The sequence below is a fragment of the Leptospira kirschneri serovar Cynopteri str. 3522 CT genome (genome assembly GCF_000243695.2).
Lineage (GTDB): Bacteria > Spirochaetota > Leptospiria > Leptospirales > Leptospiraceae > Leptospira > Leptospira kirschneri.
In genome coordinates this window covers 517,195-533,288 of sequence record NZ_AHMN02000004.1, presented here as the reverse complement: position 1 = coordinate 533,288, position 16,094 = coordinate 517,195, and the positions used below count along the sequence as shown (strand labels likewise).

Genomic DNA, 16,094 nt, shown 5'->3' with positions numbered 1-16,094 from the left:
AGGAAATTCCGTGAAATATAAAAAATCAACATTACTTCCTGACATTACTTATAAAAAAAGGAACACAGTTTTGAAACGTATTTTATATTTTTCAACTAGTATATTACTGATTTTATTCGGAGTGATCACCTCTTATAAAATGCGTTGGATTTCGGATGACGCATTCATTAGTCTTAGATACGCAAAGAATTTCGCCGAAGGAAAAGGTTTGGTATTCAATGAAGGAGAATTTGTAGAAGGGTATACAAATTTTTTTTGGACGATTCTACTCATTCCATTTCATCTTTCCGATCGAATTGATCCCGTAGAAGCCTGTTATCTTTTTGGAATTCTTTCTTTTTTTGGAATTTGTATTTATCTGATTTTATTTTGTAAAAAGTTATCTCCTATTCCATTTGCTCTTTCTTGTTTTGTTTTACTCTATCACAATCGAGTTTTTGCAACCGGAGGTTTGGAAACTTCATTACACGGATTTATATTTTTATCAGCTTCATATCATTTAATACATCCTAGAGCGACTAACTTCTATGGAATTATACCCGGAATCTTTCTTTCTTCTCTAAGTTGTCTGAACCGACCGGACGGAATTTTATTTCACATTCTCGCGGGCATTTATGTAACTCTGAAATTTCTACAAGAATCTAAATCAAATCATACGAAATTACGTTTCAATTTTTCCTCAGTGATTCTTTGTATAACCTATTTAATCCCGGTATTTTTTTATATTTGGAAATTAGAATATTATGGAAATCTACTTCCAAATACGTTCTACGCCAAATCAGGAGGAAGTCCACGTATTCTACAAGGCCTCATATATCTTTGGTACTTTTTAAAAATGTATTACGGTATGATACCGATCTTAGGAATTGTTCTTGTTTCTTTTTTATGGACGATTCGAAAACAATGGATTCATAAAAATATAGAAAAAGACTTTCGCTGGATTTTACTCGTTCTATTTCCAATTCTTTATACTGGTTATTATACTTGGATCGGAGGAGATTTTATGTTTTCTCGATTTTATCTTCCTATACTTCCTCTCATTTTTGTCTGGACTGAACAGGAAATTCTCTACCTACTTCAATCACACTCTAAATATAAAAAAATCGCATACTTGATTCTTTATGTTGTTCCTATTTTAATTTTATTACGCTGGGACATCTACAAGGGTCTTCCATTACCGGTTGTATCCGGAATCGCAGATGAAAGTCAAGTCTATAAAAGAGAATCGGTAGAAAGAGTCCGAAATCAAATCCTTACTTGGAAAAAACATTTTGAAAAATCCAAAGTCAGAGTTGCTTTTGCGGGTTCCGAATGTATTTTGATCTATTATCTAAATCCGATTTTGGCAATCGAAACGGAAACCGGACTTACAGATCCGGTAATCGCAAAAATGGAATTTAAAGATCTGGAAAGAGTAGGACACGGAAAACCAACTCCTCTCGAATATCTAAAAGAAAGAAACGTACATCTCATTCTCTATTCAAATGGACTTCCAGAAAAAACGGAATATAACGAGTTTCTCACTGGAAACTTTTCCACACCTTGGAGGATTTTAACGTATTCACCTTCCGTAATGAAAGAACTTCTTAAAATTCCATCCTTTCATGCGGTAGATTTTGAATCCTATTTGGACACCTATAAATACGAATATAAGAAATTAAATGTGACACAACGAAAAGAAAAATTTTCTGAATTTGATTCTTATTATTTTAAGAATGGAGAAGATAAAAATAGACGGGAATGGTATCAAAATAATTTATAATTTTTCAAAACGTAACCTTTTTACAATTCATAGAATCTTGATTGCTAAAATCGGGGAGCGAAGATAGTCTGCATTTATCATTGTCCAAAAAAAGAACTAACAAAAGATAAATGAGTCAGTATCTCAATTTAAAAACCGTTCCTCTTCTAATACTCGCCTTTTCCCTTTCTTTATTATTTTTTTTCGATCCTTCCAACCCTTCTCTTTCTAAAGATTCCATTGTATTTAGTTTTTTTATTTGGGTCGTATGTTTAGGAATTTCCTTTCGAAAAAAGAAACGTAAAATTCATCCTATTTTCCAATTAGCATGTATCTTATTAATCGGACTTTCTACGATTAATGGAATCAACGGAGCCCCTGTCGTCTATTTTCCTCAAAAGTTAAATTTAAAACTTCTTTATGTTGTTTCTCTATGTTTTACAATTTATTTATTTCTCAAAAACGTTCATCCGATTTTTTTATTCATTCACACGGTTGCTTTTTCGTGCTCCCCTCCTCTTTTTTCTAGTATCAAATCGGTTCCTCTTTTACTTTTTGTAATTGCCTCTTTTTTTTATCTGGTTCCAAAACGGATCCGAATCCACAAACTACACGCGATCATTTCGTTTTTTTTCTTCGTCTTACTGATTTCTTCCTTACTTTCTTACAAATCTCAATCTGCACTTTTACAACTTTGTCTTTTATTTTCCGGGGTTTTGATCTTCTTTTTACTTTCCTCTTACCCAAGCCGATTGATTAAAAAAGGACTTCTTTTGATTCTTTCTTTAAATCTATTTTTAAATACAGTAAATTTATTTTCTGCGGTTCATTTAATCTGGCCTTTTAATTTTTTTGCACCTCCTCTTTTTCTTACCTACGCAGGTTTTCCAGTATCTGCGATCGCGGTCATATCCGCATTTTCTGCGTTAGTCGCTTTTTATACTGCGTTCCAGTACCGTATATATTCTTGGTTCTTAATTCCAGGCGGTGTTATCTCTATCTATCTAGTATTTTTCAATCATTCTAGAGCGAGTTTATTGGCTTTTATACTTGCGGCGCTTTATATCGTATTATTTTTTTGGAACAAAAAAAGAATCCCACTTAGAATTCTAATTCCTACATCCATTCTGATTCTTTTATTCTTAATCGGAAGTATCCTTTTTACACCTCTGGAAACGGTTTCTCGTTATTTCAACGCTGAAACTCTTCTAATTCGATTTTCACTTTGGAACTTTCACTTTCAATCAGTACTTCAAAATTTTCCGCTTTTCGGAATCGGATTAGACGCGGATTCTCTTTTAGCTCATCTTCCAGGAACAAATTCCGAAAGAGTTGGATACGAAGACTTTTATAGATTTTTACATTCTTTTAGATCTTATCCCCAAGCTCATAATCTTTATGTGGAGGTGTTTACAAGTTTAGGAATATTAGGTTCATTACTTTTTTTATGGATTGCGGCCTATCTTCTATTTATCGCCTATCAGATGTTAATCTCCAAAAGTAAGGAAGTTACAAATTCAGGAATATTTATTTCCGGCGTTTTAGCGTTTGTTGCCATTCACGAATTCTTCGATTATAATCTAGGGGAACAGCATTTTTTTATTCCTGTTGTACTTTCTTTATCTTTGATTCGAATGAGATTGAGTTTTCCGGTCCGAAAGTTCAAACAAAACCGTTCGTTTAAAACAGTTTACACGATCGTATTGATTTTGTTAGGTTTTCTTTCTTTTCAATTGATCTGGGAACAAAGACTTAGAAATTTAATTTTAGCTTCCACTCAAGACGAAATAGAACTTGATAATTTTCTAATTTATAAAGAGAAAAAATCTTCCGTAAGTCGCAAAAAATTTTCTCATCCGTTTGAAGAAATTTTAAAAAACCAATTCTGGATCCGTTCCGAAGAAAATATAATTTTGGCGTCTTTAGTCCTTCGTAAAAGTCCGGACTATCAGGATTCGGTAGAATCTCTTTTGAATCGATGTGTGATTAAAAATCCGTATTCATCCGTTTGTTGGAAAGAAAAAGCGGACGCCCTTAGTAAAAAAGATCAAAACGTTACAAGAGAATTAGAAGAGGGTAAAAAAACGGATCCTTTTCATATCATATTCACGGAATAAACAACCATGTTCAATCGTCTGCTTCAACCCTACTCCCGTTATTGTATCTATATGCTGATAGTCTTATTTCTGGCTTTTAACCGTTCTAAACTAGACGATAAAGTTCCATTTGTTTCCAGCGATTCCGAAATCAAATATTATCAAACAATAATATTTGCAGAAAAAGGGGTTAGAGCAATTCAAGAATCAGAGTGCCACTATCCCGGAAAAATTTACGATCCAGAATTCAGATATTTTCCATTCGATTATCCCTGGGCATTTCTTAAAGAAAACAAAAATCAAAAATGTCTTTTCCAATACCCTCCTATTTTCGCTCTTTTAAACGGACTTCCTGCCTATTTATTTGGAACAAAGATAATCACGTTATTACCTCTTCTTTGTTTATTTGGATGTTTTCTATTTTTTGACAGAATACTTTCTTTGTTTATAGATAAGACAGGGATCATTTTGATTTCTACCTTGATTCCTTTTGCGTTTAGTTTTCCGGTTTTATCTTCCGTGGAATTTTCCGAAGTCCCTCTCAATAATCTACTGTTATTGTCATTTGGATATTTTGTGATCCGATCTCTTTTTTCGAACAAAATCAAAATTGAAATTAAAAATTCGAATTTTAGGATATTCTCATTTGTTTCCGGAATTTTAGCAACAACCGCATTTTTTTTAAGAACCGAATCCGCGTTTCCTGTATTCTTGTTCGGACTTCTTTCTTTATTTTCCGAAACGACTAGAAAAAAACTTAAGGAATATCTAATGTTCTCCGGAACCGGAGCAATCGTTTCATTTGGATTGATAGGTTATTTAAATTTTATTTATTCTGGTCATCCAATGGGAATCCGATTTGTAGTCAGTTCGAGTGACGCTATGAATCAATTCTCATTTGGAAAACAAATCTTAATCTTTCAAGGTTATCTTTTGGGAGATGAAACTAAATCCGGATTTTTAAAAGCATCTCCCTATACAATTTTGATTTTAGGAATTTTTTCCAACCTAGTTCGCAAAAGAACACTTTCTGGCGAAACAATTTTCGGTCTTGTAGGGATCGGAACCATATTTGCGATTTCTTTTTTAAGCCCTTATACCGCAGGGGTTCATCATTTCGGTCTTCGTTATTTAGAATCCGGTTTTATATTTTTATCTGCAGGAATTTTTATATTTCTTTATCAAAGAAATATGGAGTTTCCGAACGCTGGAAAAGTTTTAGTTCTTTTGGCCTTTTTTAGTTTATACTACAATTATAAATTCACGAGAGAGGGTTTTAAAATTTTATTCAGCGCCATAAAACCTTATACAGAAATTCAAAATGAATTTCAATCCAGAAGGATCATCGTTCACAAAGGGCAGTTTACAAATTATTTAATCGGTTATTCTTATTTAAACTCGATTCACTTTGCGGCAGTTATGGAAAAAGATTTGATTCAATTGGAAGAAACTTTCAAAAAAAATCAAGTAAAGTCTTATTCCACTTTAGAATACGATTTGGAACCACCTAGAGACCCTAATCTTCCAGAAAAACAATTTAAAGAAAAGATCGCGGTTCGTCTTACAGACCCAAACCGTTTTTATAAACAAAAAGATTCCAAAAAAATCCTAAATTTTACATTAAAAACCTATCAACTTCCAAATAATTGAATATTCAAAGATTATTTTTTATTTATACAAAATGGCGCCCATAGAAACGAGATGTTGAATTTCCACCATCCCTTTTAAGAAGCTGTTTGCTTACGTTACTTTGAACGATCCGATTGAGTTTCACAAATGCGGGAACTACTACGAAAATTTAACAAGATTAAAACTGCTGGAAAGTTTGCAAATTGCCAAATGTGACCTATCGAGCGCCCATAGAAGCGAGACGCTGAGTTTCCACCGACCATAGAAGCGATGCACTTTAGTTCCACAAAAACGTAGGATCTACTACATTTTATTAAAAATTTCTAAAGAATGATTGCGTAAAATTTTTTGAGGTTTTGGACAAGCTCTTAACTTAAATTTTACTCAAAACTATATAATAAATTCCCAAATATTTTTTACTAAAACAAGGCTCTAAGATAGAATTCGGCGTAACGTAAGAAACCCGTTTTATCTTAGATCAATTTTTCGTAAAAAAATAAATGTGGGAACTCTTACAAATTGTGGATTTACCAATTCAATTTTGTAAATTGTGGGAACTATTAGGGAATACAAAAAGAATCATCGTACAATCAGATTTTGCATAAATCGCTGTTTTGCGATCATCATCAAAATTTAAATCCCATTTTAACGTGAATTCGGCACGAGTAAAAATTTTCTAAAAGTCAGAGTTCCCACAAATTAAATCACATTATAAATTCTTAAACTTTTATTTTTTATGGAAAAATCAGTTTTTTATAAAACGAATCTCTTACAGAAAACTCACATTAGTTATGAAATATTTATAAAATAAATTTTTAACTCGATAGTAGTTAGATCATATTGTAAAAATCTAAAATAGAGCACGTAAAAGAAATTAGCCAAAAACACTGATACTTTTTTGCAACTTCTGATTCAATTCTTTTAATGCTTTAACAATCACTTTACGATTTTTAGCTTCCTTTATCCACTTAGAAAGTGACCATTTTGTAGGATAAACAATACGTTCTCTCAGATCCGATTCTACATAATTGATTAAGTCATTTTATATGAGCTTCATTTCGTTATGTTCTTTTCAACAAGTGTGCGGTGATCGTTTGTCCAATTGCGTTTAAAATTTGGACGCTTAAAAAACTGATCATTAAAATTTCTTTTTCTAAATCCAAAAGCTGAAAAGAATTTCTCCACCAGCGAAATACGATAAAAGCAAAAAGTAAAATGACAATCAATATCATTCTCGCTGAATACCAAAACAAAAGATCTTCGGATAAGTGAATCAGTTTCGAATACAATCTAAGTTCTGGAATCTTTCGAGCGGCCAAAAATAACCCGATCGCCCAAACGGTTTGACCCAAAGTAGCGACTAATAAAGAAACGGTAAGAGAGTGCATTCCAAAAATATGAAAAGGCCCAATGGTGATAATTCCAGTAAAATATCCTAAAATCGTGACCGCCCAACCTATCCAGAATAGAGTAAAACCGGTGTAGTAAAATAGTTGCTGAGAATGGATAAGAATCTGCAGTAGATGCCTCATTCCATCTCTCCAAGTTCTTAAATGAGGAATTCTTCCCGCCACGTCTGGATGTAAACTAACCGGAACGTGAGAAAGTTTCACTCCACTTCTAAGCGCCTTTACCAACATCTCAGAAGCAAATTCCATTCCAGTACTTTCTATTTCCCATTCTAGATATTTCTTTTTTAGAAAACAACGAAAGCCAGAATTTGAATCTCTAACACGATTTCCTTTTTTAGAATATAATAAATTAATAATCCAATTAATAACCGGCGTTCCCAAATAACGATGTAAAAAAGGCATCGCCCCTTTATGAATAGTTCCGTCAAGTCTAGAACCGATCACAAACTCCGCGCCCTTTTCCATTTCGGCAAGAAGTGCTGGTGATTCCAAAAAGTCGTAGGTATCATCTGCGTCTGCAAAAAGTACAATTTCTCCGCTTGCGTTTACGATTCCGAAATTGAGAGCAGCTCCGTAACCTCTTTCTTTACAATGAACCACTTTAGCTCCGTATTTTTTGGCAATGGATACGGATTTATCTTCGCTTCCATTGTCCGAAACCAGGATTTCCACATTGTATTGTTTTAATTCTTTTTTGAGTCGAACTAATTTTTCTAAAACGAGAGGAAGCGTTTTTTCCTCGTTCAAACACGGGATTACATAGGTGATATTCTTTTTTTTCATAGTTTAAAATTCCGGAATTTACTTTTTACGAATCGTAACGACTCTCATCCCGTAAAACGATTGATCCTTTCGATCAATGTTACTACGCGCAAATAATGATTCCAATTCTTCATAATTCAAATACTTCCAAGAAGTTTCTAAGATCACTAAATTCTTTTTAGAAGAATCCTGAAGAAAAAGATTTACTTCTTCTTTAGTATAAAGTCTGGGAACAAGACCGGTAATCTTTGCAGTTTTTAGAAAGTATTCCATGTTATAAGCATGAGAAGAACAAAGAAGGGTAAAATCTTTTGGGTGTTCTACAACAGTAGAAATAATATACTGAGAACTTTCTCTCCATTGTTCCTTGTACGGCTTATAATAATAACGAGTAAAATAATACAAAGATACAAAAGAAATTAGAATAAGGACAAATTCGAGTCTTCTTCCCTTATAAATCGGAAAAACAGAAAATGCAGTTGCAATCAAGAAGTATAAAACCGGCGCCGTAACCAAAAGATTTCTAGCCGTGATCAATGGCTGAATTGAAGAAAGAATACAAAGTACAATAGAAAAAATGGTAAGAACGATCCCAAATAATATTACAGATTTTTTATGAGCGAAATCTAAAACCTCCATTTTCGTTTCCGTAGAATTTCTTTGAAAATAAATAGAAACAAATCCCACGAACAAAGCCACAGAAGCCACAATTCCAGGAATAAACTTCTTTAGAATTCCTGAATGAAAGATCAAATCGAAAAACACGATAAACGCAGTCGCCCCAGCCTCCGGTATCCAAGAGGCGATTCCTATCTTATCCGAATTGAATAATAGATAAAACACTGGTAAAAACAACAAACCGAAAGAAATTCCGAAAAAGAAAAACTCCTTAGGAAATTTCCTTTCGAAAATCAGTTCCTCTATAAACATTCCTAAAAAAATAGAAGCCGACCAAATAAATCCGAAAAAATGAGTATAAGAAGCTAATAAAGAAATTCCTAATAAACTTAAACATAATTTAAGATTTTTTTCTTTTCCATAAACCAATTTTAAAACAAAAGCCAGTTGAATCGTACAAAACAAAACCAAAAGACTATAGGATCTTAACTCTTGGGAATAATAAATGAGCCCCGTAGACAAACTCAATAAAGCGGAAACGGAAACTCTGATTCTTTCTTTGAGTTCCACAGGCGCAAAAACGTAAAACGCAAGTGGCACCAAAAGGCCGGAAATTGCACTCAATAACCTGCCTACAAAAACAGTCGGCTGTAAAAATTGAAACCAAAAATACAAGAGAGTTTGATACAAAGGTGGGTGAGGATCGTCCTTCATCCAATTCCAAAGATCGTTTAAAGAAGTTGCAGAAGAAGCCCGGATCGAAAATAGTTCGTCTTCCCAGGGACTTTGTAAATCCAAACGAAAAAGTCTAAAGAAAGCGCCTAACGTAAATACAAAAAGAAAAATCTTAAGATCTTTATTCTTTTTGATTTCCGCCAAGAACGAACTCAAACCGAACACCAATTACCAAATTCCCATAATTCTTCTGTAGAGGTCTGTTTCCAAAATTCCTTTTGGATCTAGTTTCTTTTTTAAAGAATGAAATGTTTCCAAATTCTTTTTTGGAAATGCCCTTTGTACAATTTCCGGTCTCAGAGTACTGTCTTTCGCAAAATAGAACTTACCACCGAATTTCAAAACGGTTTCGTCTAACTCTCCTGCAAGCTCCCAGAGTTTTTTTCGATTTATAGAAGTTACCGGAAAATCCATTGCCATTGAATAACCGTCTAACGCGTGTGTTAAAAGAAACGAATCTGGTTTATGTTTTTTGAATACTGCAAGCCAAGTTACGATCCCCCTTTTCTGACAGATCCGTAAAATTTCAGAGAACGCATCCACTGCATTTTCCTTGGGAATAAAACTTTGATACTGGATCATAGAACCTGGTTTATACATAAATTTCCAGTTCGGAACGTAATCCAATAAAAATGCATATTCCGCGTGACCCTGTAGATACGGTTTGTTATTTGTCAAATAACCGGAGATAAATTTTGCAAAGTTGACAAACCTCATTCCTAAATTATTGGCAAATGGAAGCATAAACATCCACATCCAAGCTTTTGGAACCACTCCTAAGAAAGTACTAGGTAAATTCTGTTTTTCTAATTTACAATTTTCAGGAAAATCCGGGTCCTCTCCTTTTTTTAAATGAATCGCTTTATGAATTAAACCTCTTCCGAGAGAATTTCCAGAGGCAAAAGCATCCACCCAACCCACAAGATAATCTGAATTTTTATATTCCTTTTCGAAATAATCAAACATATCTTGAAGGTTTGCGCTGACAACGGGCCATACCTTCATCTTTCCAGCGTAGATACGTTTTAATTGAATCGTAACCGTTAAAAAAACGCCTAACATTCCGAAGCCGGAAATCGCAGCAAAAAATAATTCCTGATTTTTTTTACGGGAACAAATATGAACCTTACCGTCCGGAGTCATAAACGTAAATTCTAGAACGTGATCACCAATCGGACCCACGGCAAAATTGTTCTTTCCGTGAATGTTCATAGACAAAGCCCCGCCTAACGTGGGAAACATGGTTCCACTCACGACGGGAGGCCAATAACCTTTTTCGATTCCAAATTCCCAAAGTTGTTTGATCGTAGTTCCGGATTCCGCTTTGATAATTCCATTTTTAGAATCGAATTCCAAAATTCGATTATACTTAGAAATATCGATCACCGCACCTTTCGTATTGGTGGCTGCATCCCCGTAACTACAACCTCCTCCCCGAAAAGTCAATTTGAGTTCTTTTTGATTCGCATAAGAAAATATATTTTTAAAATCCTCTTCCTTTTCCGGAAAAAGAACCGGAGAGATAGAATGATGATTCATCCCCCAAGCTTCTACTTTGGTAGGTTCCGGGAGTTGAATTTCAATCGGAACTTTTTTTATATTCTTAACTTTCAAAGTTTTTGCGGAAGTTTTCTTTTTAGGAGAAGTTTTGGCCTTGGATAAAGTTGCCATAATATTACCTTTTCAATCATCAAATGGAAAGACGTCTAAAAATAAAAGAAGGGATACAACGGATAATCAAACCTACAAGCCCCCAACGAGCCGGAACATAAATATTTTCTTTTCCGGAATCCACCGCTTTCAAAATGATCTCCGCGGCTTCCTTTGCGGAGATCAGCCAAAAAAGTCCCTTCATACCTTTTGTCATGGCAGTATCTATAAAACCTGGTTTTACGGTAAGTACTTGAACGCCTAACACCGCAAGACGATTTCTAAGAGCTTCTAGATATGTGTTCATTCCCGCTTTAGAAGTATTGTAAACCGGATTTCCTCTTCTACCACGATCTCCCGCAATAGAAGAAATTCCTATGATCTTTCCGCTTTTTTGTTTTTGAAAAAAATTCGCTGCCGGATTGAGCCACGCTACACATCCTAAAAGATTAGTGTTCAACATAGAAATATCTTTTTCTACATCGAACTCATCCGGTTTGATATTGTGCATAATACCAGAAGCATAATAGATTTCATCTAAACCTTTCATGGACTTGACCGCTTTTTGAAACGCAGCTTCTGCCTGATCAAAGTTTGTGACATCGTGTTTAATTACAAATGCATTCGTCTTCCCGGATGCCGAGATAGACTTTAACTCCTTATCTCTACGAGCCACAAGAGTGACTGTGTGTCCCTGTTCTAAAAGTAGAGTAGCTAATTCTTTTCCGATCCCGCTAGACGCGCCTACTACGATGATTTTTTTTGCCATATCAGTCCGTTCTACGGGAATAAACGGAACTGACAAGTATGATTTAAAGGTAGAAAATTCTTACCAAGAAAAGTCAGAATATCTTTTTTGAAACTCTTCTGTTTCAATCCAACGATTTTCATTAGGAACCGGTTCCCGAATTTGTGCAGGGATCCAATATTTTTTATAATCCATATTAGGATGACCGGGAAGAAAATAACCCAGATGAAAGTATTTCATTCCCAATTCCTTTGCATAAAGAATAGAAGAAAGAATAGCAAAACTTCCCAAACTTCTATCCGGATAATCCGGATCATAGACGGAATATACCGCGGAAAGTGAATCGGAAGCAAAATCTAAAATCATAAAACAAAGAATCTTTCCATCTAACGATAAATTCATCTCTAAAGAGTTTTCCGTATATTCAAAAAGATTCCAACGCATTCCTTCTAAAAGTTCCTGATCGGATTCTTGAATTACAAAATTTTGATACCTAGATCTTTGGTAACGAAGGTAAAGAATTTCTTTCTCAGAAGTCAAATTGGGAGATCCAAAAGAAATCTTAAGATCCAAATTTTTTTTTAGTAACTTTTTACGATTTCGACTGAGAACAAACCGATCCAAAGGAATCCGATAACTCAGACAATCTTTACAACCGTAACAAGACGTACGATAAAGAACGTTTCCGTTTCTTCTAAAACCGGAATCGAAAAAAAACTGCAAAACTTCTTTTGAAATTTCTTCCGGAAAAGGAAAGTATTGAATCTGACTCAAACGATCCGAATAATAAGAACAACTTTTCTCAGGACTGATAGGAAGAGTATCTACAAAGTTTTGAAGTTTATTCTGAATCATTCAGGAAAGGATGACAGATCGTATTGAACTCGTAAAGTTTTTTAGGGAAAACTCGACGAAAAGGACGCCCATTTTCAAGATGGTTTTTTAGAAGCTGATCTTCTACGTTGTAGAACCTCATCTAAAGAATGATAAAACTGATTCTTAAAATTAGTCCAAGTTTTTTTGAAAAACAAAGTAAGTTATTATCAGTTGAATTGTTCAACGGATCAATACAGGATGTAGATTAGAATTGCTGATCTCTATAAAATCGAGTACCGTGTTTTATGTAAAGTTTTGTTTGAATACAAAGGATTGGGTACTTTTTTATATAGAGATAATCTTGAATCTAAGGAATAAAAACTCTCTCAGATGTACAAACTACTTAATAACTTCGAAATAAAAAAAAGAGGTCTTCGTATCTCTTTATTTTTTACAATCGTAAGTCTGATTTCTTTTTTCATCGGAAACACAATCCTACAATTTATTCTATTAGGGCTTGGACTTGTTTCTTTCGTATTTACTTTGGTTCAACCGGAGACGTTTTATTTTTTTACGAATCTGATTTTAGAATGGATTTTAATTTTTTTCAGCGGGATCTTAAAAGTTGGTTTACTGATCGTTTATATGATTCTCTGGAAGCCGATTCAAGTTTTGATCAATCTATTTCGAGGAGAAAAAAATTCTTGATCACTATTTTCTGTGATGGAGCTTCGAAAGGAAATCCAGGTCCGTCCTCGATCGGAGTCGTGGCATACGTTCATGAAAAGGAAGAATTTAAAATCTCCGAACGGATCGGGGAAACAACGAATAACGTAGCGGAGTGGAGCGCCTTAAAAAGGGGCATCGAAGAATGTATTTCCAGGAAGTTCGATTCTATTCACGCTTACATGGATTCTGAACTTGTAGTCAAACAGGTAAATGGAAAATACAAAGTAAAACATCCCAATCTTTTAGAATATAAAAAGGAAGTGGACAAACTCATTTCTTCCTTACAAAGTTTCCAGATCACCCATGTTCCTCGCGAAAAAAATTCGGTCGCAGATAAACTCGCAAACGAAGCCTTTCGAAAATAAAAAACTACTTTGAAATTGAAGTATGGTTTGGAATTTATCTGGTCCTTACGACTCAAACGTATGAAAATAGTACCAGAAAATGAATGAGCAATTTTACAAAGACTCAAAAAATTATATCTAACTTGAAATCGTTGTTTTTTTTGTGCGAGATCCCACATTTTAAGTTTGAAACAGACTTAAGAATCGTATTATTTTCATACGTCCGAGTAATAAATGTGGGAACTCATACGGATATAACAACGAATAAATGATTTAAAAAGATATAATCCACCGTAAGAGACTTAATCTGTGGGAACTCTTACATTAAAAAAGTTTTAGGAGAAATTCTTGATAAACTTTCGTTTTAAAACAAAAAACAAATTCAAACAGACGTTTTTTCTTTGGGTAAAAACGTTGTTGGTTTATATAGTTTTATTTTATCCGATCTTTCATTGTGGACAATCCCTAAAGGATAAACTACTTACTCTACAAAAAGAGGAAAAATTCGAAGAGATGCTTTTACTCTGCCTTTCCGAAAAAGAAACACAAGATACAAAAAAACTTTGTGAACTCGCAACGGAAAAGACTACTTATGAAATCGATAAAATCCTTTCCGAAAAAATCGAACTTCCCTTCAGTCAGATCACAGTAGATCCAGAATGGAAAAAGAAAATCGATACCATTCTTGAAAACGATCAAACTTTAAAAAGTCGATACGGAAATCTCTGGAAAAAAATGATTCAAAATGACTAACGTAGATCCAGTTTTATTGATTCAAAAAATTCCTAAAATTTTTCTGGAAGATTTACTTCATATTACACAAACCATTCGCAAAGAAGGCGGAGAATGTTATCTGGTAGGAGGTTCCGTACGAGATTTAGTACTTTCTAAAGTTCCAAAAGAATTTGATCTCACCACCTCTCTTTTACCCGAGAAAATTCTTTCTTTATTCAAAAGAACCATTCCCACCGGAATCAAACATGGAACGGTAACCGTTCTGATACAAGATCGCGCCTACGAAATTACAACTTTTCGAAAGGACACGGACTATTTAGACGGAAGAAGACCGGAGATGGTGGAATTTGGAGTTTCATTAAGTGAAGATTTAAAACGAAGGGATTTCACTATGAATGCACTCGCCTTCGATTTAGAAACGAAAATTCTCATAGACCAACACTTCGGTATTTCAGACATTCAAAACCAAATCATCCGAACAATCGGAAATCCGATCGAAAGATTTACCGAAGACGGACTTAGGCCGATTCGAGCGATCCGTTTCGTAAGTAGCCTAGGTTTTCATTTAGAACCTAACACCGCCAAGGCGATTTTTCTTTGCAAAAATGTAACCGCAAAGGTTTCCAGAGAAAGAGTTCACGACGAACTGAATAAAATTCTAAGAAGTAAAAATCCTACCCCTTCTTTAAAATTATTTAAGGAATTCGGAATTTTAGAATTGTTTACAAAACTCAAACTCTATCCAATAGAAAATAAAATCGTAGAAAATAAAATCCAAGAAGTTCCGACGTTTCCTCCCAGTCTCAGACTTTCTTTTTTACAAGCTTGGTTGTTTGGAAACTTTCAAGACCGAAATTCTGCAAAACAGTTTATGAAAGATTTACGTTACTCCAATCAAAATACGAAGGAATCTATCTTTTTCTCGGATACCATTTCCGTTTTGTTAAACCATAAAAATCACTCTACATTGACCGATTCGGAAATCAGAAAAATTTTATTACATCCGGTTTGTGTTTACTCCGGAAGAGAAAATCTTAAAACCGTAATTGAACATATTCTAAATATTGCATATATTTACGAACCGACTCTAAAATCCGTTTTCAATTTTCATAAAATATTAGATCTATTATCACAACCACAAGCCCTTTTAGTTACCGAATTGGCTCTTAGAGGAGAGGATATTCTTGAGGTTTGTCCAAATATTCCTCCCAAAGAAATCGGTTCTGTCCTTGGAAAACTTCTTTCTTTTGTGCTCGAAAATCCGGAAGCAAACCGAAAAGATTCTTTGATTCCTCTACTTCCAAAATAAATAGGCAGAAAAAATAGAGTTATTGAAAAACTCCATAGTGGAGATCCGCAAAACTTGTTTCAATACAACGGAAACAGGTGGAGAATTTATTTTTCAACAACTCTAATTTTCTAAAAGTATGAATTCCTACAATTTTAGAATTTGTTCTTACTCGGAACTACATAATAAAGAACCCAATTAAAGTAGTTTACACTTCAATAATGTAAACTCAACGTAAGAAAACCGGATCAAATCCCGTGTTGCTGGACCGCGCTATTTAGCTCCAGCCAATAAATTACATAAAAGAAACTTAATACGATATTTTGTATTCAGTTACAATTTATTATAAAACGCGATCCGTCAAACGCCCCGGAAAACTCAAACGCATACCTCTCTAAAGGATCGGCGCTCAGGGAGCAATGTATTGAGTTCAGAGAGCAAAACGCTGAATTTGAAAAAGCATTTCTGCTAAGTTCACTACATTTCAATCGGATTCTATTGAACTTACTTGAAACTGTACTTTGGGATAAACACTTAGATACTCGATTTTATAGGGATGAATAAAATAAATCATCAATACGATTATAAAATTATCTGTTTATAAAATCCAATGTGGGAACTCTTACAGAGTTTTCTTTTACTAAAAAATATCGTTCCTACAAACCCAAATAAAGGAACCTCACAAAAGGTTTCTTTGAAAATAAATTTCAGTAAAATCCAATGTGGGAACTCTTACAGAATTTCTTTTACTAAAAATTCCGTATTATGTTCCTAAAAAAACAAAAATCCAA

Annotated in this window: 12 protein-coding genes and 1 pseudogene; 7 read left to right on the top strand and 6 right to left on the bottom strand. The window is 34.1% G+C overall.

The window, feature by feature from the left end; genetic code table 11:
- Positions 1–10 precede the first annotated feature (10 nt).
- The 3 genes from LEP1GSC049_RS221835 (at position 11) to LEP1GSC049_RS221845 (ending at position 5,487) form a co-directional block, all read left to right on the top strand.
- On the top strand, positions 11–1,762 hold the full coding sequence (locus LEP1GSC049_RS221835; RefSeq protein WP_016748702.1) for a hypothetical protein: 1,752 nt from the start codon (positions 11–13) through the stop codon (positions 1,760–1,762).
- 110 nt (positions 1,763–1,872) lie between these two features.
- On the top strand, positions 1,873–3,858 hold the full coding sequence (locus tag LEP1GSC049_RS221840; RefSeq protein WP_016560500.1) for an O-antigen ligase family protein: 1,986 nt from the start codon (positions 1,873–1,875) through the stop codon (positions 3,856–3,858).
- A gap of 6 nt (positions 3,859–3,864) precedes the next feature.
- The gene (locus LEP1GSC049_RS221845; protein ID WP_004769788.1) at positions 3,865–5,487 is read left to right on the top strand and encodes an LA_3751/LA_3752 family putative glycosyltransferase; all 1,623 of its coding nucleotides are present in this window, start codon (positions 3,865–3,867) and stop codon (positions 5,485–5,487) included.
- Between the two features lie 853 nt (positions 5,488–6,340).
- Here LEP1GSC049_RS221845 and LEP1GSC049_RS2000000228460 read toward each other — a convergent pair.
- The 6 genes and pseudogenes from LEP1GSC049_RS2000000228460 to LEP1GSC049_RS221870 all read right to left on the bottom strand — a co-directional run.
- A pseudogene (locus tag LEP1GSC049_RS2000000228460) lies at positions 6,341–6,524 on the bottom strand (hypothetical protein); the annotation flags it as partial.
- A gap of 3 nt (positions 6,525–6,527) precedes the next feature.
- Positions 6,528–7,661: a glycosyltransferase family 2 protein gene (locus tag LEP1GSC049_RS221850; protein ID WP_004758860.1), complete on the bottom strand. Its 1,134-nt coding sequence runs from the start codon at positions 7,659–7,661 to the stop codon at positions 6,528–6,530.
- A gap of 18 nt (positions 7,662–7,679) precedes the next feature.
- On the bottom strand, positions 7,680–9,161 hold the full coding sequence (locus LEP1GSC049_RS221855; protein WP_004758911.1) for a glycosyltransferase family 39 protein: 1,482 nt from the start codon (positions 9,159–9,161) through the stop codon (positions 7,680–7,682).
- Positions 9,162–10,664 (bottom strand): FAD-binding oxidoreductase, encoded by a 1,503-nt coding sequence (locus tag LEP1GSC049_RS221860; RefSeq protein ID WP_016560486.1) that lies wholly within the window; start codon positions 10,662–10,664, stop codon positions 9,162–9,164.
- A 19-nt stretch (positions 10,665–10,683) separates the two neighbouring features.
- Complete coding sequence (locus tag LEP1GSC049_RS221865; RefSeq protein WP_004755953.1) at positions 10,684–11,412, bottom strand: SDR family NAD(P)-dependent oxidoreductase; 729 nt, start codon at positions 11,410–11,412, stop codon at positions 10,684–10,686.
- A gap of 60 nt (positions 11,413–11,472) precedes the next feature.
- A complete protein-coding gene (locus LEP1GSC049_RS221870) occupies positions 11,473–12,246 on the bottom strand; it encodes an arginyltransferase (protein WP_004763169.1) in 774 nt (257 codons plus the stop codon).
- Between the two features lie 351 nt (positions 12,247–12,597).
- Between LEP1GSC049_RS221870 and LEP1GSC049_RS221875 the strand changes: the two genes are divergently transcribed.
- From LEP1GSC049_RS221875 to LEP1GSC049_RS221890, 4 genes are all read left to right on the top strand, one after another.
- Entirely contained in the window at positions 12,598–12,915 is a 318-nt protein-coding gene (locus LEP1GSC049_RS221875) for a hypothetical protein (protein ID WP_004758631.1), read from the top strand.
- Positions 12,912–13,301, top strand: coding sequence for a ribonuclease HI family protein (locus LEP1GSC049_RS221880; RefSeq protein WP_004756080.1), 390 nt, complete (start codon positions 12,912–12,914; stop codon positions 13,299–13,301). Before LEP1GSC049_RS221875 ends, LEP1GSC049_RS221880 begins: the two co-directional genes overlap by 4 nt.
- A gap of 327 nt (positions 13,302–13,628) precedes the next feature.
- Positions 13,629–14,033: a hypothetical protein gene (locus LEP1GSC049_RS221885; protein ID WP_004782643.1), complete on the top strand. Its 405-nt coding sequence runs from the start codon at positions 13,629–13,631 to the stop codon at positions 14,031–14,033.
- Entirely contained in the window at positions 14,026–15,324 is a 1,299-nt protein-coding gene (locus LEP1GSC049_RS221890) for a CCA tRNA nucleotidyltransferase (protein ID WP_016560524.1), read from the top strand. Before LEP1GSC049_RS221885 ends, LEP1GSC049_RS221890 begins: the two co-directional genes overlap by 8 nt.
- The last annotated feature ends 770 nt before the right edge of the window (positions 15,325–16,094 follow it).

Coding starts and splice junctions, on each gene's coding strand:
- LEP1GSC049_RS221840 (WP_016560500.1), top strand. CDS start 1,873: ATGAGTCAGTATCTCAATTTAAAAACCGTTCCTCTTCTAATACTCGCC.
- LEP1GSC049_RS221845 (WP_004769788.1), top strand. CDS start 3,865: ATGTTCAATCGTCTGCTTCAACCCTACTCCCGTTATTGTATCTATATG.
- LEP1GSC049_RS221850 (WP_004758860.1), bottom strand. CDS start 7,661: ATGAAAAAAAAGAATATCACCTATGTAATCCCGTGTTTGAACGAGGAA.
- LEP1GSC049_RS221860 (WP_016560486.1), bottom strand. CDS start 10,664: ATGGCAACTTTATCCAAGGCCAAAACTTCTCCTAAAAAGAAAACTTCC.
- LEP1GSC049_RS221865 (WP_004755953.1), bottom strand. CDS start 11,412: ATGGCAAAAAAAATCATCGTAGTAGGCGCGTCTAGCGGGATCGGAAAA.
- LEP1GSC049_RS221870 (WP_004763169.1), bottom strand. CDS start 12,246: ATGATTCAGAATAAACTTCAAAACTTTGTAGATACTCTTCCTATCAGT.
- LEP1GSC049_RS221875 (WP_004758631.1), top strand. CDS start 12,598: ATGTACAAACTACTTAATAACTTCGAAATAAAAAAAAGAGGTCTTCGT.
- LEP1GSC049_RS221890 (WP_016560524.1), top strand. CDS start 14,026: ATGACTAACGTAGATCCAGTTTTATTGATTCAAAAAATTCCTAAAATT.